Origin of the sequence: Rhabdaerophilum sp. SD176, assembly GCF_030143245.1 — a bacterium.
Taxonomy (GTDB): Bacteria; Pseudomonadota; Alphaproteobacteria; order Rhizobiales; family Beijerinckiaceae; genus Rhabdaerophilum.
This window is the reverse complement of record NZ_JARJNS010000003.1, coordinates 139010-159130: the sequence shown is the minus strand read 5'-3', so window position 1 is coordinate 159130 and position 20121 is coordinate 139010. Positions and strand designations below refer to the sequence as shown.

The window sequence follows — 20121 nt, the reverse complement described above, 5'->3', positions numbered from 1 at the left end:
AGCCATGTTCACACCCTGCTTCCGACTGCCTCACCAAGAGGTACCCTGCTCACTTGGCCGGCCGCGATGCCCGCTCGGATCGTCCAGCCCGCCATGCTCCGTCGGAAGGCGCATGCAGCACCGAGCCGCCGGCGGAAAAGGCGGAAAAGGAACAGCGGCATGAAGGTCCTAGTGGTTGGTGCGAACGGCTTTGTCGGCCGTCACGTCGTTGATGCCCTGAAGGCTTCCGGCCTTGCCGAACCTTTCCGGGGTGTCAGGAAGGCGCGTCCGGGGGCTGCTCCGGTGCGGCTCCTCGATGCGACAGATCCTGCCTCGGCACAGGCCGCCTCCGCGGGTATGCAGGCGGTAGTCAACTGCGTGCTGGGCTCTCCCGACACGATGATCCGCAGCACCGAAGCGCTGATCGCCGCTGCGTTCCACCATGGCGTGCGCCGCTTTGTCCATCTCTCCAGCATCGCCGTCTATGGCTCGCTTGAGGGGATGATCGACGAGGATAGCCCGCAGGGCGAAGGGGTGAATGCCTATGGCGAGGCCAAGATCCGGTGCGAAGCACTTGTCCGCGCCGCCCAGGACCGAGGCCTTGAAACCATCATCCTCCGGCCCGGCCTTGTCTGCGGGCCGGAATCCCATCCATGGACCTTGCGAATCGGCCGCCTGCTCCGCCAGCGCCGCCTCGGCGATCTCGGCGCCGAAGGCGACGGCTTCGCCAACCTGATCGCGGTCGAGGATGTGGCCGCGGCGATTGCCCGTGCGCTGTTCTGCGAGGCGAGTGGCCGGAGCTACAATCTGGCCATGCCGGATCCACCGCGCTGGAACCGCTATCTGCTGGATCTCGCGAAAGGACTCGGCGCAACACCGGTCCATCGCGTGCCGGCTTATCAACTCAGGCTTGAAAGCCGGCTTGCCGTGCTGCCCCTGAAGTTCATGGAAAAACTGGCTGGCGCCAAACCGTGGCTGCCGGAAGCGATTACGCCCAGCCTCGCGAGGCTGTTCAGCTCGGATGTCCGGTTTTCCGCCGCCGCGACGGATGCCGATCTCGGATTCGAACGGACCGGCTATGAGACCATCATGGCGCAATCCATTGACTGGCTGAGGAGCGTGCGATGACGGCGCCCGTTAACGCCCCCTTTGAAGCGTTGGAACGGGAGAGCATCCGGATCGGCCCGGTATCGGTCGCGGCGCTGGCGCGCAATGAGGCGATTGCCGGCCTGCACCGGATCATCACAATCGGCAGTCACGCCAAGATCGCCTTCGCCAATGCGCATTTGGTTAACGTGGCCTATGACAACCCGGCATTGGCCAATGCGCTTGGCGAGTTCCTTGTCCTGCCGGACGGAATCGGCGTCGATATCGGCGCAAGGCTGGTGGGCGGGCGTTCGTTCCCGGCCAACCTCAACGGGACCGACCTGCTGCCCCTTCTGCTGAAGGCCGCCCCGACATCGCTGTCGGTGGCCCTGTTCGGCGGCAAACCCGGAATTGCCGAACGGGCAGCGGCCAGCCTTTCGGAGCTTACGCCACAGCATCGATATGTCGTGCTTTCAGACGGTTATGGCGGCGAGCGTCGAACCGCCGAGGTCCGACAAGAGCTGGAGGCGAACCGCGCGGACATCGTCCTGGTCGCACTCGGCAATCCGTTGCAGGAATTGTGGATCCACCAGAATTTGGGCCCCCGCCATTGCGGGCTGGCCTTCGGGGTCGGCGCCCTGTTCGACTTTCTTGCCGGCGAAGTTGTCCGGGCACCGGCTTTTGTCCGCTCGTTGCGGCTGGAATGGGCCTTCAGGCTCATGCAGGAGCCTGCCCGACTCTGGCGTCGGTATATTGTCGGCAACCCGTTGTTCCTGTGGCGGATGGTTGCCCAATCCATGCAGGCGCGATCAGGCCGATCAGGCTGAGGTTTCCCGGAGGATTTCCTCCGCCATCGCGAGATAGGCGTCGGTCGCTGCCTCGATCGAAAACAGCGAAGCGCGAGCCTGCCTCGCAGCCGGCACGCCCGGCTCCAGCAAGGCGGCATCGAGCGCGCGGGCCATGGCTTCGTGATCCCCGATCGGGACCAAGGTCCCGAACTCGCCATGGCCGAGAATCTCCGCCGGGCCCGCTGCCGCCGTGCTGACCACCGGCAAACCATGGGCGAGTGCCTCGGCGACGACATTTCCGAAGCTTTCGAGCCTCGAGGTCAGCGCAAGGACCCGCGACCGGCGATAGGCAGCTGCAGGATCCTTGAGATAGCCGGCGAACGAAACACGTCCGGCGATACCGAGGCTTGCGGCGAGACGTTCCAGTTCCGGCCGCACCGGGCCATCGCCAACGAGTTCGAGCACGGCCTCGGGGTAGCTGACCTTTGCGAAAGCACGGAGCAGGGTCGGCAGATCCTTGTCCGGATGCATGCGACCAACAAAGAGGATCTGCGGCGGTCGTACCGCCAGATCCGCAGCATCGACCGCAGGCCAGCCAACCGGCGAATAGACCGGGTTATAGATGCGGACGGTGCGCGAGGACGACGCATGGTAGCGCCGGACCAGCTCATTCCTCAGCCCGTCAGATACAGCGACCGCCCGGCCACAGAGCCGCGTGAAGATCGGCGCGCCATGATTGCCGAGCCGTGACAGCAGGCGGTTTTCGGATTCGAAAAAGCCGTGGAAGGAAATGACTGCCCGGCGGTGCCGGCCGGTCGCAAGCGCGGCCAGCATATGCTTGAGATTGGCGACACCGAGCCCGGAGAAGGAAACATCCGGCCGTTCCCTGCGCAGAAGCGCTGCCAGCCCGATGACGGCGCGGACATGCCCTGCCGGAAGCGTGACCTGCCGGATTCCGGGAGCAAGATAGTCGAGATTTTCCGTTGCTTCATAATCAACGGCGAAGATCACGTCATGGCCGCGGCGGCTTGCCTCGGAAGCCAGCAGCGCGAAGACCCGCTCCGCGCCTCCGCCCAGCAGCGCCGGCATGTAAAAGAGAAATTTACGGGATGGCATTAAACAGGCCCCGACCGGAATCCCGGCGCCCGGTCCGTCTTACCGGCGCCTGCCTGCCTGATCGCACAATTTTCATAAAATTCCCTTGCGGGGTTCGGGTGTGAACCTACTTCTCGGCATCAACTTTCCCGATTCCGGCGCCTGGCTGGACAGTCTCGTCTCACACTTGCGCGAACTCGGGCATGACGTTGCGACGGAGATTGTTCCGGGCGGCGCGGCACCGAAGCCGAAGCCGGATTGGCTGCTTCGGCTTGAACCCCACCTCTATGGCGTGGAATCCGGTGCATGGCTTGCCCCCTCCCGGCAGGGCACGCAGCCTCTGATTGATGATTCCGGTCGGCTGAGGTTCATGCTTTCGCCCGCGCCTGGTCCAGATTCGGGATTTCAGGTGACAATCGAGGATGAAGCGCTGGCTCTGCTTCCGTTGCGCCTCGCGCAGGGGCTGACGCCACGGCTGATCGTCCGAGGCCCGAATGGTCTCCGCTGGATGGCGTTGCCAGCCACAGAGCGGCCCTTCAGCGTCGCCTTCACGTTGGCTTCCTACATCCAGCGCCTTGGCTGGCTTATCCACAAGGCTGCAAGCGGGCATGAATCTGTCGAGATCCCGATTGCCGAGGTCCATCGGCCGCATTCACCGATCCGCGTGGCCGGGCGGCACTTCGTGGCCAAGGCTCTCGGGCTGGCTGCACGGCGGCGGTTCCGCCCCGACCATTGGCATGTCGGCGTCCGCCGTCGGAGGGATGAAGACGCCGGTCCTCCCCGCAACTCAGACGGCTGCCAATGGATTGCCGATGACGGACAAAGCTATCTGGCAGATCCGATCCTCTGGGAAGAGAACGGGCGGGCCTTCCTGTTCGTCGAAGTCTTCCCGTTCAGCACCATGACGGGTTTTCTCGCGGTGACCGAACTCGACAGCGAGGCAAGGCCGCTCGGCCCGCTGCGCCCGGTCCTGACGCGGAAGGGGCACCTGTCCTATCCGTTCCTGTTCCGGCATGACGGCCAGATCTACATGATCCCCGAGAATGCGGCCGAGGGCCATCTCCCGCTCTATCGCGCGGTGGAATTTCCCGATCGCTGGGAAGAATGCGCGCCCCTGCTCGGCGTTCCCCTGCAGGATGCGACGCTGTTTGCCCATGGCGGAAAGTTCTGGCTGCTGGGCAACGAGAGCCGCAGCGGCTCCAGCTGGGACTGCCTTTGCGCCTATCACGCGGATTCGCCGCTGGGCCCCTTCGTCCCGCATGCGCAGAACCCGTTGCTGATCGATGCCCGTTTCGCACGGAGCGCGGGCCCGGTCTTCCGGCATGGCGAGGATCCAATCCGCCCCGTCCAGGATTGCCTCGGTGGGTACGGGCGCGGCGTCCACTTCATGCGGATCATCCAGCTGGACCTGCATGGCTTCCGGCAGGAGCGGGTCTCCAGCCTTTTCCCCGGGGGACACGGCGCTGTCTCCGGCATCCACACCTATTGCCGCTCCACCCGGTTCGAGGCGTTCGATACACTCACGCCGGCAAGCCAGAAGCCCGCCTGAGGGAAAATCGTCCTAGTCCTTGCGGAAGACGACATTCGCTATCCAGCCGAGCAGGACAGCCATCAGGACGGTAAAGAGGCCGTATGTGACGGCCTCGTTCCGGGCTGCGTTGGCGACGAAGGCGTCAAACCCGACCTTGCGCACCACGAACCCGGCCTGTGCCGTACGGAGCGGCACGCCTTCGGAGAGAATGGAGATATTCACAAGATAGAGCCCGGTCGGCGCCTTGGCCGGCAGCACGATCCGCGCTGTGAACAGGTTCGGGCGAATCATGGTCACGCCCTTTTCGTTTTCGGTCAGCGCGCCTTCCTCCCGGCGCAGGCGCAGCAGGGCATTGCGGAAACCGAACTCGTCCCGTTCCTCGAGCTCCGGCGTCGGTGCCGGCAGGAAGTGTTCGAGCCCAAGCTTGAGGCGTTGGCGGCCATCCTCGTCGATGATCGAGGCCAGCGGCTTGGCGCTGAGGATCGAGAAATAAAGCGGCACCTTGCTGTAGCGCCGGCGGCTTTCGGTCAGCCAGATGAAGCCGAAACGCCCCTTGCGATGGAGCACGACCTCGCCGGTCGGGCCCTGAACCTGTGCCACAATATCGTAATCGCCGGTCCGGGCGATTGTCCGGGCATCGCGTTCGATATGGCCGAAAACCGTCACTTCCGCGCCGGTATAGGTTGAGGTGATGGCGACCTCTCGGGTCGAGAGAGCGAGCACAAGCTCTTCGCCCCGGGCCTGACCGGCAAGGGAAAGTGCGAGCAGCGCAAGGGCAAGCCAGCGCTTCATCGCTCGAGCTCCGTCGCGTTGATCGAGAAACGATCGGCCGGTGCAGCGACAAGATCCAGCGCGAAGCGGATGCCGACAATGAGGATGAGCATGGCAAGGAGCAGCCGGAACTGTTCACCCTTGAGGGCCTGCCCGGTCCGCGTGCCGAACTGGGCCCCGATCACCCCGCCGACAACCAGCGTCAGGGCCAGCAGCACATCGACCGCCTGCGAAAACATAGCATGGAGAAACGTGGCCACGATCATCGTAACGAGGATCTGGAACAGGCTCGTGCCGACGACGATAGAGGTCGGCACCCGGAAGAAGTAGATCAGCGCCGGGACGACGAGGAAACCGCCGCCGATGCCCAGCACGGTGCCGATGAAGCCGATGACGAGGCCGAGGCCAGCCAGCGGGATCACGCTCGTCGACATTTTCGATCGGGGGAATCGCATGGTCAGCGGCAGCTTCTCGTACCAGACGTGATCGCCCGCCTTTCGGACAGGAGCCGCCTTGCCGGATTTCTGCCGGAGCATGGCGCCGATACTCTCGACGAACATCAGGCACCCGACCGACATCAGCAGCGAGACATAGGCGAGGGTAATCACCAGGTCGAGATGGCCGAGACGCCGCATCTGGTTGAAGAAGAACACGCCGGCGAGAGTGCCGAGCAGGCCGCCGATCGTCAGCACCGTACCGAGCTTCAGGTCGAGCGCATTCCGGCGCCAGTAGGTCAGCGCACCTGTGACCGAGGAGGCTGCGATGTGGGTGGCGCTGGTGGCCACGGCAACAGGCGCGGGCACGCCTACAAAGATCAGCAGCGGCGTGAGAAGGAAGCCGCCGCCGACACCGAACAGCCCCGAAATGAACCCGATCGCTCCTCCCATGCCCAGCAGCAGGAAGAGGTTGAGCGGCAATTCGGCGATCGGCAGGTAGAGTTGCATGCGGCACCGCGTCCGGGACGCATGTCGCGCACAGGCGTCCCGGCCCCTTCTGGGTCCGGCTGACGCGAACGTCAACCGGATATGTTGGGTTCCGCCCGATCGATCAGGTGCCCTGGCGAGCCGGCTTGTCCCACTGGCCCGGATCATTCGCCGCGGCATTGGCCGGGATCGGCTTGAAGGCCTTCACCCGCTCGTTTTCCCGGCCGATCTGTTCCTTGGTCAGACGGGCGGCAATGTCATCGCGCTTCTTGCCGGCATCGGGATCCCCCTGGAGGGCCGCAAGGGCGAACCAGCGATAGGATTCCGCGAGATCCTGGTTCACGCCGAGGCCGCGGGCAAACAGGATGGCCACATTGAATTGGCTGTCCTTGATGCCGTGTTCCGCGGCCCGCTTGAACCAGAGCGCCGCTCCGGCGTAATCCGGCGCGCCATGCACGCCTTCGGCGAGGAGTACAGCGGCATTGTGCATGGCCAGCACATGGCCCTGCGCTGCGGCCCGGTCGAACCATTGGAAGGCGAGGGTCGGTTCCTTCGGCAGGACCTTGCCTTCGCGATAAAGGCTGCCGAGCCGGTATTGCGACGGGCCATGGCCCGCAAGCGCGGCCTGCTCGAACCAGCGCGCCGCCAGCTTGCCATCGCGAGCAACGCCCTTGCCGTCGGCATAGCGGACGCCGATCTCGAACCAGGCGGCATGGCTTCCCTGAAGGGCGGCGTCGCGCAGCTTGTCCTGACCCTTGAGGGCAGAAAGACCGATCAGCTCGTTGATGACCGCGCGACCGGTCTCGATCGGCTTAGCCGTCCCGTCAGCGGCAATGCTTCCCACAGTCACGGGGTCGGTCTGGGTGACGGCGCTGGTATCGGACAGGCGCTGGCCGCGCTTGTTGCCCGGCAGGGTCATCATTCCGTTGGGCTGGATCGTCGGCAGGGATTGCTGGTCGACCGGCGGCGTGCGCCGCGTTGTCGAGCCGGTATTCTGCGGATCATCCTTCGTTTCGCGGGTCTCGACATCCGCCGGCCGCGCCGGAACCTGCGCCGGAGCAGGTGTCGAGACAGCCGGTTTCGGTGGCATCGGCGCCACGATGTCCTCGCCTTGGTCCATCCGTCCCGTCAGCACCTTGAGTGCCCCGATCGAGAAGATCAGCGCGGCGAGGCCGAGGAGGATCGGCTTCCGCGCCCGTGTGATGAAGGAGGAGCCGCCGGCGGCAAGCTGCTTCGCCTTGGGGCCCTTCGTGGGCTTGGCGTCCTCGGCGAGAATGGCCTCGCTGCTGGCATGGGCAGCCTGCGCTGCCCTGCGTGCCATGGCCAGGAACTGGTTCCGGGGATCCAGTGAAGCTGCCGCAGCAGGACTGCCGGGGGCAACGCCCGGCTCGAGCGGCAGGTCGGATTCGAGGTCTGCCCGCGGTGCCGTCTCAGCCGGTCGTCCCGCTGGCTCCGGTCGCTTCGCAACGTCCATAGCGGGCTCCCGGCGCATGGGAGCCGGCGCCTCGCGCATGGCTGCCGGGTCGGGGCGCACAGGTGTTTCGGCACGCGGCGCCGCAGCGGGGCGGGGTTCGGCCTTGGCCGTCTCGAACTGCCCGAGCTTGGAAACGATGCCTTCCAGCGTACCGTGCAGCGCTTCCAGCGTGCTGCGGGTCCGGCGCTCGGCCTCGGTCTGGGCCGTCTTGAACTCGTTGAGATCCCGCTTGATCAGCAGCAGCCCTTCGGCAGCCAGCGTATCGTTCGCCTCATCGCGCGGGGCATTCCTCACGGCCTGTTCGGCCGCCTGGATGGCAGCCCGCTCGGCCATGTCCCGCATATCCTGCCGGGTCTGGTCGATCCTTGCGAAAAGATCGGAGACGCTGCGCTCGAGCGTGTCGAGCCCGGCCGGGGCACCGCCCATCTGGTCAAGCTTCTGGAAAACCCGGGCGACTTCATCCTGCAGGCGGTCAAGCGAACGCGTATCCGGTGCCTGTGCCTGAAGCTGGTCGAAGCGGGAGGAGAGGTCAGAGAGCATCGCCGCCACTTCAGGGTCAGGTGCAGTGGTCTCGCGATCCAGCTTCCCGCTGATCGTCTCCAGCGATTGCGCGATTGCATCAAGGCCGCCAAGGGTCGCATCCGGCCGGTTATCGAGGATCCGGTCGATCCGCTCGAGGCGGTCAGCAATCGCGGTCATCTGCGGCAGCGGCTGCTTGTCCGACGCCAGCTTCTTCATTTCGCGGGTCATCTCGGCAAGGCGGGTTTCCAGCCCCTTGATGCCGCTTCCGGCGAGCGTCCGGACCTGGTCGTTCAGCGCTTCGATCGCGGAGAGGACGCCCTTGTCGTCCTGGCGGTCCAGCTTCCGGCTGAGTTCGTCCAGCTTGCGCGCCATCTGGTCGGCCGGGTTCGAACGGGCTGCCTGCTCGACCATGCCGCGGACCGCCTGCAGATCGCTCGCAAGATCATCCAGCCGCTGGCCACCAACCGAATTCGCAACCAGGTCGAGGCGCTTGGAGAGATTGCCCAGTTCCTGGCCCAGCCGCTCCGAGACCCGGTTATCGGTCAGTTCACGCATGACGGCGCGAACATCCTCATTGAGGCGGCCGAGGGATTCGAGAACACGGTCCCCGTCGCCGGCCTGGGCACGGATCGCGCGTTCGGTTGTCCGCGCGAACGCATCCTCCAGAGTTGCTGCCAGACGGCCCGGTGTGAGGGCGGCAAGCGTGTTCGACAGAGTGCCGATTTCCGCGCGCAGGGCAGCGATCGAATCCGACGGTGCGTCACGCCATTCGGAGATGCGGCTTGCGAGATCATCCAGCCTTGCACGGAGGGCGTTGTCCTCCGGCCGGCGCTCCGTCCGCATTTCGTCGATGCGGCCGACCAGTGCGTTGAGTTGCTGGCTCATCGCTTCGATGGCGCTCCCGCTGACCGGGGCGGCCGGCTGCGGTCGGGCCATAGGCATGTCGCCATCCAGGCTGCGGCGACGCGCCTCGATCTCTGCAAGGGTCTGGCTAAAGGCGGGATCCGGATCCGAGGCATGGCTGGCCCGCGCCATTATGGGCGCCGAGACGGAGACCATCGGGCTCGGACGGGCCGGTGCCATCTGTTCGAGGCGGCGCTCGAAGCTGCGCAGGGCCTCAACGAGGGTATCGTCGGTCGCTCGCGAGGGCTTTTCGGGAACGCCGCCGGTCGTCTGGCGACGCTCGAGCCGCTCGATCGCCTCGACGGCGTTCTCGATCAGATCGAGAATTCGGGGCGTATCCGGCAGGGCATCCTGGCCGCGTGCCGGACCGGCAGGACGCGAGCCCTGCGCGAGCCGCTCGAGCCTTTCCCCGAGCTGGTCGGCACGGCGGGGCCGGCGGCGGGGAGCCTGCCGGTTGCGGGCGAAATAGGTGTCGTCTTCCTCGCCATCCTCGTCGAGATTGCCGGCAAGCACCTGATTGAGCCATTGCCCCACGGACATGCCGGAGCGATGAGCCGCCTCTACGGCTTGCTCCCGGATATCCGGGTCAATCCCTCGCACACTCCACGGCAATGCATTCGCCATTTCCGGACTCGCTTCCCGATGCCGCCTGCGGCAGCCCTGCCTTCAGTTCTTGGTGGCGAAGCCCGACCCGGGATGAGGGAATCAGGCTATCTCCACTCGCCGAAGCTTTTCCGGGTTATGGTAAATATCGTCTTAACCGCTGGTCCTTTTTCTGCCGGGCAGCTGACAGGGCACCGGGTCGGACGCGCTCAGTTCTCGCTTCTCCTGCTTCTCGCCGGGCTGAGGCCGTCGCGCCCCTCCTCGATGATCTCGACCAGATCCTCGCATTCCATGATCATGATCGAGAGGATGGAACGCAGCATGGCTGTATCTTCGGAATGCAGTTGCGACTTTATAAGAAATCCAAAGTCGATGATATTTTTGATGATCTCACGTTCATTAATCATGATGCACCAATAAATTAGATTATTCGGCAATTTATCAAAGTCATAACTCAGAAAATGATGCGAATTCTCGCCAATCATGCGCGATTCCATCGCCGACCCATACAATCTTAGAGTGCAGAAACGCGCAAGCGCAATTTCAACGATTAATTAGGAATTTACAACCCAGAGTAGCAATGCCAGAGTGCCCCGGGGCCAGTCCCCGGTTCGCGCTGACACCATTGCCAGACCATTCCATTGCCAGAAAGGTGCCATTATGGCCGAAATTGCACTCTCCCCGGGCGTCCATCATCTGCTCGTCAAGGGTAGACCCAGGCCCTCCGTCCGGCCGGCGCAGCAACGCGCCTCGGCAACCGAAAGCAGGGTCAGTGCCGCACTTGACCCCCCGATGGACGTTCTCCAGTTGTCAGGACTTTCGAGCACGGCACGCGACCTATTCTTGCGTCTGGATTCCTTCGGTCAGGCCAGCAAGGTTATCGGCACGGCGGAAAGGGGCATCAAGGCCCTGACGAGGCTGATCGAACCCGCCGAGGCTCTTGCACGACAGGCACTGGAGACAACCGCCACGACACCCCGGGTTCCGGAGAACACGGCGACGGTCCTGACAGGCGAGGTGGAATTCCCGGCCGCCGCCAGCATGGATTCCGCCCGGCGAGACCTGGCAGCGCGGTTCGACCAGTTGCGCGGGCAGATCGACCCGTTGGTGGAAGGTTCATGTCACAATGGCATCAACCTGCTCGATGGCGGCGCCCTCTTGTTGCGATTCGGCGATAGCAACGCGGGCACGATCACCGTGGCGGGCGTGCGGTTCGATGCCGAAGGCCTTGGCGTGAACGCCCCTGCCAATCACTGGCAATCCGATACGGACATCCTTGATTCGCTGTCCGCCCTAACGAGGACGCTGGCTCGCCTGCGCAACCAGTCCCTGGTTTTCCGGTCGGCCCTGTCTGCGATCAGAGCGCGGGGGGAATTCGCGAGGGACATGGCGGAACCGATCGAGACCGGCGCGGACCTGCTGCTCCTGCCGGACCAGAATGAGGAAGCGATCCGGCTTGTGGCGCTCACGGCCCGCCAGCAACTCGCCTCGACGGCGCTGGGCCTGGCGAAACAGGCCGAAGGGAGCGTGCTGCGCCTGTTCTGAAAGTCGGCAAAACGGGGCGAAGAAGCGGGGGCAAGGCACGGCGTTGCCCCCGTTTTTTGTCGGCATTTGCACTTTTACCTTGGTTTTGACCAGATTTCCGCGACGCTGCGCGAAAAGCCTCTTGCCAACCCGTGAGATAGTTTATATGTGAACCATATGTGCGGATCCAATACCGTGCCGGAGGAAACCCATGCCCAGCTATCGCGCCCCCACCGAAGACGTGACCTTCCTGCTCCATGATGTGTTCGGCATCGAGAAATACGGCAATCTGCCCGGCTTCTCGGACCTTTCGCCGGACATGCTCGAAGCGATTCTCTCGGAAGGCGCCAAGCTCTGCGAGGAGGTGCTGGCGCCGGTGAACCGCTCGGGTGATCTGGAAGGCTGCACGCGGCATGAAGATGGCCGCGTAACCACGCCGAAGGGCTACAAGGAAGCCTATGACGCCTATACCGGCGGCGGCTGGGTCGGGCTTTCCGCCGATCCGGAATATGGCGGACAGGGTTTGCCCTACACGGTCGGCGCCATCATGAACGAATTCGCCTCCTCCGCGAACATGGCCTTCTCGATGTATCCCGGCCTGACCATGGGCGCGATCGCCGCGCTCAACGAGCACGCCTCGCCGGAGATCAAGCGCACCTATCTGCCGAAGATGATTGACGGCAGCTGGTCCGGCACGATGAACCTCACGGAGCCCCATTGCGGCACCGATCTCGGCCTGATCAAGACCAAGGCCGTCCCGCAGGGCGATGGCACCTACAAGATTACAGGCACGAAGATCTTCATCTCCGCCGGCGAGCATGACCTTGCCGAGAACATCATCCACCTGGTGCTCGCCCGGATCGAGGGCGCACCGGAAGGCGTGAAGGGCATCTCGCTCTTCGTGGTGCCGAAATTCATGCCGCAGCCGGATGGCAGCCTTGGCGCCCGGAACCCTGTTTCCTGCGGTTCGATCGAGCACAAGATGGGCATCCACGGCAATGCCACCTGCGTCATGAATTATGACGGCGCGGTCGGCTGGCTCGTCGGCGCCGAGCATCGTGGTCTCAATGCGATGTTCGTGATGATGAATGAAGCTCGCCTCGGCGTCGCCATCCAGGGCCTTGCCCAGTCGGAAGTCGCCTATCAGAACGCTGTCGCCTATGCGAAGGACCGCCTGCAGGGCCGCGCCCTTACCGGCACGAAGGAACCGGCCAAGGCGGCGGATCCGATCATCGTGCACCCGGATGTGCGCCGCACGCTGCTCTCGATCCGTGCCTTCAACGAGGCTGCCCGCGCCTTCGTGCTCTGGACGGCGCTGAAGAGCGACGTCGCCCATCGCTCGGAGGATACCAAGGCTCGTCAGGAAGCCGACGACCATCTCGGCCTGATGACGCCGGTGCTCAAGGGCGTGCTGACCGATGTCGGCTTCGACAACGCGGTGAAGGCGCAGCAGATGTTCGGCGGCCATGGCTATGTCGAGGAATGGGGCATGAGCCAGTTCGTGCGCGATGCCCGCATCGCCATGATTTACGAAGGCGCCAATGGCATCCAGGCGCTCGACCTCGTGGGCCGTAAGCTCCCGCGCGATGGCGGCCGCGCCGTCATGACCTTCTTCAACGAGGTGCAGGGCTTCATCAAGGCGAACGAGGCCGACGAAGGCATGAAGCCGCTGCTCGGCGCGCTCGGGAAGAGCCTCGGCCATCTCCAGCAGGCCACGATGTGGTTCATGCAGAATGCCATGGCCAAGCCCGACAATGCCGGCGCCGGCTCGACCGACTACATGCATCTCTTCGGCCTCGTCGCCCTCGGCTATATGTGGGCGCTGCAGGTCAAGGCCGCGCAGGCGAAACTGGCGGAAGGCGCGAATGGCTCGACTGAGCGGCTTGAAACCAAACTGGTCCTTGCCCGCTTCTTCGCCGAGCGCATGCTGCCGGAAACCGGCGCCCAGCTCGCCCGCATCACCTCGGGCGCGGATGCGATCATGTCTCTCCCGGCCGATCGCTTCTGATCGGACCGACCTCTGGCGCGATCCTTCCCCGGAAGGATCATCCGCCCAAAACCGAACTCACCCCAAGGGAGGCCCAGGATGGCCGAAGCTTTCATCTACGATCATGTGCGGACCCCGCGCGGCAAGGGCAAGGCCGATGGCTCGCTCCACGAGGTCACGGCCGTGCGCCTGGCCGAAACGACCCTGCGCGCGGTCCAGAAGCGCAACGGGCTTGATCCGAAGCTGGTGGATGACGTCGTCCTCGGCTGCGTCGATCCGGTCGGCGAGGCCTCGGGTGACATCGCCCGTTCGGCAGCCATCGCGGCCGGCTTCGGCGAGAGCGTGCCCGGCATCCAGATCAACCGCTTCTGCGCCTCCGGGCTCGACGCGGTCGCCTTCGGAGCTGCGCAGGTCATGGCTGGGCAGAAGGACATCGTGATCGGCGGCGGCGTCGAATCCATGAGCCGCGTCGGCATGGGTGCCTCAGGCATGCTGCCGGCGGTCGATCCCAGCGTGGCCATCCCGTCCTATTTCTCGCCGCAGGGCGTCGCGGCGGACCTGATCGCCACGAAATATGGCTTCACGCGGGATGATGTCGACGCCTTCGCCGTCGAGAGCCACAAGCGCGCCGCCAAGGCCTGGGAAGAGGGTCGCTTCGGGAAATCGGTGGTTCCGGTCCGCGATGTCAACGGCCTGACCATCCTCGGCAAGGACGAGACGATCCGCCCGAATACCGACATGCAGACGCTTGGCGGCCTGAAGGCTTCCTTCGCGATGATGGGCGAGCAGGGCGGCTTCAATGCCGTCGCCATCCAGGGCCATCCGGAAGTCGAGACCATCAATCACGTCCATCATGCCGGCAATTCCTCCGGCATCGTGGATGGCGCTGCCGCGGTGCTCGTTGGCAACAAGGCCGCCGGCCGCAAGGCAGGCCTGAAGCCGCGTGCCCGGATCCGCGGCTTTGCCAGCCTCGGCTCCGATCTCGCCCTCGTGCTGACCGGCCCGGTCGACGTGACCGAGAAGCTTCTCGCCCGCACCGGCATGTCGATCAAGGATATCGACCTGATCGAGATCAACGAAGCCTTCTCGGCCGTCGTCCTGCGTTATCTCCAGGCGTTCGACCTCGACCCGGCGAAGGTCAATGTCAATGGCGGCGCCATCGCCATGGGCCATCCGCTCGGGGCGACCGGGGCGATGATCCTCGGCACGGTGATCGACGAACTCGAGCGCCGCGACCTCTCGACCGGCCTCGTCACCCTCTGCGTCGCCCATGGCATGGGCACGGCGATGATCGTCGAACGCGTCTGATCGAAACGAAAGGATTCCCCCCATGAAACTCGAGAACTTTCGTTTCGAAACAGACGCCGATGGCATCGCTCTCCTGACCTGGGACATGCCGGGCCGCTCCATGAACGTGATCACCGAAGCGGTGATGGCGGAGCTTGGCCAGGTGGTCGATCATGTCGCCGGCGCGGAAGCCATCAAGGGCTGCGTCATCGTCTCCGGCAAGGAAGCCTTTTCCGGCGGCGCCGACCTGACCATGCTGCAGGGCCTTGGCGGCGAGTTCCGCAAGCTGGCAAAGACAAAGGGCGAGGAAGAGGCGATGGCCTTCTTCTTCGAGGCCTCGTCGCGCCTGTCGCGCCTGTACCGGAAGCTGGAAACCTGCGGCAAGCCCTTCGCGGCAGCCGTCAACGGCACCTGCCTCGGCGGTGCGTTCGAACTTGCGCTGTCCTGCCATTTTCGGGTGCTCTCGGACAGCGACAAGACGCGTGTCGGCCTGCCGGAAATCAAGGTCGGGCTCTTCCCCGGCGCTGGCGGCACGCAGCGTGTCGCCCGCCTGATGCAGACCGGCGATGCCCTGCAGATGCTGTTCAAGGGTGACCAGATCAAGCCGGCCCAGGCCAAGGCCATGAATCTCGTCCATGCCGTGGTCCCGCGCGACAAGCTCGTCGAGACTGCGAAGGAATGGATCAAGGCTGGCGGTTCGGCCAAGGCCCCCTGGGATGTAGAGGGTTTCAAGAACCCGTCCAACAAGGTCCATTCGCCGGCCGGCATGATGATCTGGCCGCCGGCCAATGCGATCTACCGCCGCGAGACGCAGGACAATTACCCCGCCGCCAAGGCGATCCTGCAGGCGGTCTATGAAGGGCTGCAGGTGCCGATGGATCTCGCCCTGCGCATCGAGAGCCGCTACTTCGCGCATATCCTCCAGACGCCGGAAGCCGCGGCGATGATCCGCTCGCTCTTTATCTCCAAGGGCGAGCTGGAAAAGGGCGCACGCCGCCCCGCCAAGGTGCCGCCGCTCAAGATCAAACGCGTCGGCATTGTCGGCGCCGGCTTCATGGGCGCCGGCATCGCCTATGTCTCGGCTTTGGCCGGCCTCAACGTGGTTCTGGTGGATCGGGATCAGGAAGCCGCCGACAAGGGCAAGGCCTATTCGCACAAGCTGATGTCGGACCAGGTCATGAAGGGCCGCGCCAAGAGTGCTGACCGGGAAGCCCTGCTCGCCCGCATCAACGCGACCTCTGATTTCAACGCCCTCAAGGGCTGCGACCTCGTGGTCGAGGCCGTCTTCGAGGATCGTACCGTCAAGGCCGAGGTCATCAAGAAGGTCCAGGGGGTCATCGGCCGCCGCACGATCTTCGCCTCGAATACCTCGACCCTGCCGATTTCCTCGCTGGCTGAGAATTTCGAACGGCCGAGCCAGTTCGTCGGCATCCATTTCTTCTCGCCGGTCGAGAAGATGCTGCTGGTCGAGATCATCCTCGGCAAGCGCACGGGTGACCGGGCCCTTGCCACGGCGCTCGACTTCGTCCGCGCCATCAAGAAGACGCCGATCGTCGTCAATGATTGCCGCGGCTTCTTCGCCAATCGCTGCGTGCTGAACTATATCCGCGAAGGCCATCTGATGCTGGCCGAGGGCGTGCCCCCGGCCATGATCGAGAATATGGCCAAGAAGGCCGGCATGCCGGTCGGCCCGCTCTCGCTCAATGACGAGGTGGCCCTCGATCTCGGCTGGAAGATCCTCCAGGCGACGAAGAAGGATCTCGGCGCCGCCGCCGTGGATGCGAAACAGGAAGCCCTGCTCAAGACCATGGTCGTCGATCTGGAGCGCTTCGGCCGCAAGAACGGCAAGGGCTTCTACGACTACGCGCCCACGGGCAAGAAGCTCTGGCCCGGCCTCGCCGACCTGCAGAAGACAAAGCTCGTTGCCGATGGCATCGATCGCCAGGAAATCGTCGATCGCCTGCTCGTGGTGCAGGCCCTCGAAGCGGCCCGCACGGTCGAGGAGAAGGTCATCACCGATGTCCGCGAGGCGGATGTCGGCGCAATCCTCGGCTTCGGCTTTGCGCCCTATACCGGCGGTCCGCTCTCCTATATCGACCGCATGGGCACCAAGGCCTTCGTCGCGCTCTGCGAAAAGCTGGCCGCGAAGCATGGCGAGAGGTTCAAGCCGAACAAGTTGCTCCGCGCCATGGCCCGCAAGGGCGAGACCTTCTACGGGCGGTTCAACCCGCACAAGGCGGCCGCCTGATCGTCAGGGCCCGGTCCATACCGGGCCCTTCCTCTTTCCGGCCAATCGGGCTGCCGGTGCCTGTCGGCCGGCCCTCAGGGAACTGACGGCATGAATCTCTGGTTCCGGGTGCTCTGGCTGTTCCTCACGGCGCCCTTCCGCGCGCGGATCGAGCCGCCCTTCGGCGTCTCCCGCCTGCATTTCCGCGTCTGGCCGAACGATATCGACACCAATCTTCACATGAATAACGGCCGTTACCTGACGATTGCCGATCTCGGGCGGACCGACCTGCTTCTCCAGACCGGCCTCTGGCGGGCCGTGCTCAAGGAGGGGCTGCTGCCCATGCTCTCCGGCAGCGCCATCCGCTATCGCCGGGAGCTCAAGCCGTTCCAGAGTTTCACGCTGGAATCCCGCATCGTCTGCTGGCGGGCGACCACCTTCGTGATGGAGCATCGCTTCATCACGAAGGGCGCGGGAGGCGAGCCGATGACAGCCGCGCTCGCCCTCGTGCGTGGCGGCCTCTATTCGCGCCGCGAGCGGCAATTCGTGCCGGCCGAACGGCTGGTCCGGCTTGTTGGTTATGAGGGTGACTCGCCGGCCTTCGATCCGGAAATCGAGGCCTTCCTGACCGTGGAAGACGGGTTGAAGCGGCGTTGACCTGACCACCGATCCGGCCTTCTATGCCGTTCCTTCCGGAGAATGGCATGTCCCGCACGATCGATTATCTTTTCACGCTCATGAGCCCGTGGGCCTATCTCGGCTTCGATTTCCTGCACAGGATCGCGGCGAGGCATGATGCCGTCATCCGCTATCGCCCGGTTCTCCTGCTCAATGTTTTCAGCGAAACCGGTGGCTTGCCGCTGGCGAAGCGTCATCCTGCCCGGCAGGCCTATCGCCTTGTCGAATTGCAGCGTTGGCGGGCGATCCGCGACCTGCCTCTCGTGCTGAAACCGGCGGGCGTGCCGTTCGATCCGACATTGGCGGATTGTGTCACATTGGCGGCGGTTGCGCGCGGTCTGTCGCCGGAAGGCTATCTCCGTGCCGCACATCGCGCCATCTGGGCCCGGCAGGAGAACCTCGCCGACGAGAACACGATCATCCGGCTGCTGGCTGAAACCCGCCTGCCGGCCGACCTGCTCGATCTCGCGCGTTCCTCCACCATGCGAAGCGAATACGAGGCCAACCGGGACTGGGCTTTGGCCACCAATGTCTTCGGTGCGCCGAGCTATGTTCTGGATGGCGAGATCTTCTGGGGGCAGGACCGGCTCGACCTGCTCGAGGCGGCACTTGTGAGTGGGCGCCCGCCCTACTCGTCGACGGGCGATGCCTGATCAACCGCGGGCGAGCAACCGCTTCAACTTGGCCTGCCGCACGGCCGGGGTCTCCTTGGAATCGAGCGTGCCGAAAAACTGACCCTTGCCATCCATGAGATAGATCGAGGCCGTGTGGTCCATCGTGTAGCCGCTCGGCGTCTCGACGCGCCGATAAATGGCGCGGAACATCCTCGCCATGGCGGCGAGTTCGGCTTCATCCTTCGGAACCAGCCCGACAATCCGGGCATCGAAGGAGCCGACATAGTCCTTCAGCAGCGCCGCCGTATCCCGAGCGGGATCGACCGTCACGAAATAGACCCGGAAATCCTTCGCCGCACTGCCAAGCGCGACGAGATCATTGGTGATCTCCATCATCGAGGTCGGGCAGACATCCGGGCAATGCGTGAAGCCGAAGAACAGCGCATAGGGCTTGCCAGCCAGGTTGGCGGCGCTGATACGGCTGCCATCATGGGCGGCCAGTTCGAACGGACCGCCAATCGACGGAACGCCCGTGCCGGTCTCCTTTTCGGGGCTGAGCAGCAGGAAGAGCATCGCGCCCGTCAGGATGGCGATCGCGGCCCAGACGGTATAGCGGATCCAGCGCAGGGCGTTCATGGCAAGGTTCCTCCCGAGGGGGTTGGAAAGGGGCGACCCGGCCGGAGCCGGATCGCCGGGAGCGTCAATGCTTGTGCTGGCCGTGATCATGCCCGCCACCGCCCATGGTCTGGACGGTATAGCTCACCTCGACCGTACCGGCCTTCTCGAAGACCAGCGTTCCCTTGACCGCGTCGCCCGCCTTCAGCGGCTTCCGGAGGTCAATGAACATGACATGGTAGCCGCCTGGCTTGAGCTCGACGGTTTCTCCCGGCTTGATCTCGAGGCCCTTCTCGAGCGCGCGCATCCGCATGACATTGCCGTCCATGCGCATCTCATGAACCTCGAAGATGCCGGCAATCTCGACCGAGCCGCCGATGAGGCGATCCGGGGCTGCGCCCTTGTTGGTGATGCGCATGAAGCCGCCAGCCACCTTCGCGCCGCCCGGCGTGGCACGGCTCCACGGCGCGGTGATCTCGAGATCACCGGCCCGGATGACCTGCACTGCCGAAGCGGTCGGGGCAGCCTGCGCGCCATGGTGATGCTGGTGCTGCGCAACCTGCTGGTTCGCAGCAACGATCCGGATGCCCGGCGCCGGGAATTTCAGGGCATGTGGATCCTGCCCGCTGGCCGGGATCTCGGTCCAGCTGACCTTCGCCGTCGCGCATTCCTGGACCACCGGGATATGGACCATCTGCATGGGCGGGAGGCGATCGGTCATCCGGGCCTGGAAGACGAATTCGTCATATTGATCATCACCAAGCTGTCCGCCCGACCAGACGATCTCGGAAACGCCTTCCTTCACCTCGCGGCCATAGAGGCTGTAGGGCTTGGCATAGGTGGTCTTGGTCGTCTGCACGGTCCAGCCGGCCTTGGGCATCGGCTTCACGGCGATGACGCCTTCCGGAATCGCGACGCGGACAGTCTGCGTGGCCTGCCCGTCGCAGCCATGCGGAATGCGGATAACCGCCTTGTAGGTGCTGTTCTGTGCTGCCTGCCCGTTCTCGAACGTGGCATGGGAGAGGCCTGGCTGGGCGGAGAGGAGCAAAGGAAAGCTGGCAAGGGCCAGCAGCGCCGGACGGCGCGGGAAAATCGTCAACATGGATCTGTCCTGTTCAATAGAGGAAGGGATAAAGCGCTCAGGCGTTTCCCGGTGGTCCTCTCGAACAGGCGCGGGCCATCAGGCCCGGAAGGGGATTGGTCCAGTCCGTCGGAAGAACAGCCAAGCCAGCCGGCAGGGGGTGCTCGACAGGACAGGCCAACGGAGCAACAAAGCCTGGCAGGGCGCCGAGGCAGCATTCGAAACAATCATGCAGGGGAGCCGGAGGAAGCTCAGCCCCGTCCGGCGCCGCCATGCCCGGCAGGCACATTGCCATGGCGCCCGGGTTGCCGGCCTTGCCCAGCTTTGTCGCGAAGGCGCGTTGCTGGGCCACGCCGCCCAGCAACAGCAGCATGCAGGCCAGGACGGCCAGCGCATGGCGCAGCGGGGCGTAGGCGGATCGGGTCATCCCCCT

Annotated in this window: 16 protein-coding genes; 9 read left to right on the top strand and 7 right to left on the bottom strand. The window is 64.6% G+C overall.

What is annotated here, in order from left to right; translation table 11 throughout:
* The first annotated feature begins 159 nt into the window (after positions 1-159).
* Both P0652_RS07515 and P0652_RS07510 read left to right on the top strand, forming a co-directional pair.
* On the top strand, positions 160-1107 hold the full coding sequence (locus P0652_RS07515) for an NAD-dependent epimerase/dehydratase family protein (RefSeq protein WP_284178172.1): 948 nt from the start codon (positions 160-162) through the stop codon (positions 1105-1107).
* Positions 1104-1892 (top strand): WecB/TagA/CpsF family glycosyltransferase, encoded by a 789-nt coding sequence (locus P0652_RS07510; RefSeq protein WP_284178171.1) that lies wholly within the window; start codon positions 1104-1106, stop codon positions 1890-1892. Before P0652_RS07515 ends, P0652_RS07510 begins: the two co-directional genes overlap by 4 nt.
* Here the strand turns inward: P0652_RS07510 and P0652_RS07505 are convergent.
* Positions 1884-2969 carry a glycosyltransferase gene (locus tag P0652_RS07505; RefSeq protein ID WP_284178170.1) on the bottom strand — a complete coding sequence of 362 codons (1086 nt, stop codon included), beginning with the start codon at positions 2967-2969 and terminating at the stop codon, positions 1884-1886. The two genes, P0652_RS07510 and P0652_RS07505, sit on opposite strands and share 9 nt — an antisense overlap.
* 100 nt (positions 2970-3069) lie before the next feature.
* Here P0652_RS07505 and P0652_RS07500 point away from each other — a divergent pair, with 100 nt between their 5' ends.
* Entirely contained in the window at positions 3070-4497 is a 1428-nt protein-coding gene (locus tag P0652_RS07500; protein ID WP_284178169.1) for a glucosamine inositolphosphorylceramide transferase family protein, read from the top strand.
* A 12-nt stretch (positions 4498-4509) separates the two neighbouring features.
* Here the strand turns inward: P0652_RS07500 and P0652_RS07495 are convergent, their stop codons facing one another.
* The 3 genes from P0652_RS07495 to P0652_RS07485 all read right to left on the bottom strand — a co-directional run bounded on the left by P0652_RS07495 (position 4510) and on the right by P0652_RS07485 (position 9696).
* Positions 4510-5271 (bottom strand): TIGR02186 family protein, encoded by a 762-nt coding sequence (locus P0652_RS07495; RefSeq protein WP_284178168.1) that lies wholly within the window; start codon positions 5269-5271, stop codon positions 4510-4512.
* The gene (locus P0652_RS07490) at positions 5268-6194 is read right to left on the bottom strand and encodes a sulfite exporter TauE/SafE family protein (protein ID WP_284178167.1); all 927 of its coding nucleotides are present in this window, start codon (positions 6192-6194) and stop codon (positions 5268-5270) included. The genes P0652_RS07495 and P0652_RS07490 overlap by 4 nt, the downstream gene beginning before the upstream one ends.
* A 103-nt stretch (positions 6195-6297) precedes the next feature.
* A complete protein-coding gene (locus tag P0652_RS07485) occupies positions 6298-9696 on the bottom strand; it encodes an SEL1-like repeat protein (RefSeq protein WP_284178166.1) in 3399 nt (1132 codons plus the stop codon).
* A gap of 822 nt (positions 9697-10518) precedes the next feature.
* Here P0652_RS07485 and P0652_RS07480 point away from each other — a divergent pair.
* The 6 genes from P0652_RS07480 (at position 10519) to P0652_RS07455 (ending at position 18031) form a co-directional block, all read left to right on the top strand.
* Positions 10519-11220 (top strand): hypothetical protein, encoded by a 702-nt coding sequence (locus tag P0652_RS07480; RefSeq protein ID WP_284178165.1) that lies wholly within the window; start codon positions 10519-10521, stop codon positions 11218-11220.
* A gap of 190 nt (positions 11221-11410) precedes the next feature.
* Positions 11411-13207 carry an acyl-CoA dehydrogenase C-terminal domain-containing protein gene (locus P0652_RS07475; protein WP_284178164.1) on the top strand — a complete coding sequence of 599 codons (1797 nt, stop codon included), beginning with the start codon at positions 11411-11413 and terminating at the stop codon, positions 13205-13207.
* A 78-nt stretch (positions 13208-13285) separates the two neighbouring features.
* Positions 13286-14494, top strand: a complete 1209-nt coding sequence (locus P0652_RS07470; protein WP_284178163.1) for an acetyl-CoA C-acetyltransferase — start codon at positions 13286-13288, stop codon at positions 14492-14494.
* A gap of 22 nt (positions 14495-14516) precedes the next feature.
* Positions 14517-16721 carry a 3-hydroxyacyl-CoA dehydrogenase NAD-binding domain-containing protein gene (locus P0652_RS07465; RefSeq protein WP_284178162.1) on the top strand — a complete coding sequence of 735 codons (2205 nt, stop codon included), beginning with the start codon at positions 14517-14519 and terminating at the stop codon, positions 16719-16721.
* A gap of 90 nt (positions 16722-16811) precedes the next feature.
* On the top strand, positions 16812-17357 hold the full coding sequence (locus P0652_RS07460) for a thioesterase family protein (RefSeq protein ID WP_284178161.1): 546 nt from the start codon (positions 16812-16814) through the stop codon (positions 17355-17357).
* A gap of 47 nt (positions 17358-17404) precedes the next feature.
* Positions 17405-18031 (top strand): 2-hydroxychromene-2-carboxylate isomerase, encoded by a 627-nt coding sequence (locus P0652_RS07455; protein ID WP_284178160.1) that lies wholly within the window; start codon positions 17405-17407, stop codon positions 18029-18031.
* On the opposite strand, the gene P0652_RS07450 is transcribed toward P0652_RS07455, so the two are convergent.
* From P0652_RS07450 to P0652_RS07440, 3 genes are all read right to left on the bottom strand, one after another.
* On the bottom strand, positions 18032-18628 hold the full coding sequence (locus P0652_RS07450; RefSeq protein ID WP_284178159.1) for an SCO family protein: 597 nt from the start codon (positions 18626-18628) through the stop codon (positions 18032-18034).
* 64 nt (positions 18629-18692) lie between these two features.
* Positions 18693-19709, bottom strand: a complete 1017-nt coding sequence (locus P0652_RS07445; RefSeq protein ID WP_284178158.1) for a DUF1775 domain-containing protein — start codon at positions 19707-19709, stop codon at positions 18693-18695.
* Between the two features lie 37 nt (positions 19710-19746).
* The gene (locus P0652_RS07440) at positions 19747-20115 is read right to left on the bottom strand and encodes a hypothetical protein (protein WP_284178157.1); all 369 of its coding nucleotides are present in this window, start codon (positions 20113-20115) and stop codon (positions 19747-19749) included.
* Positions 20116-20121: the final 6 nt, after the last annotated feature.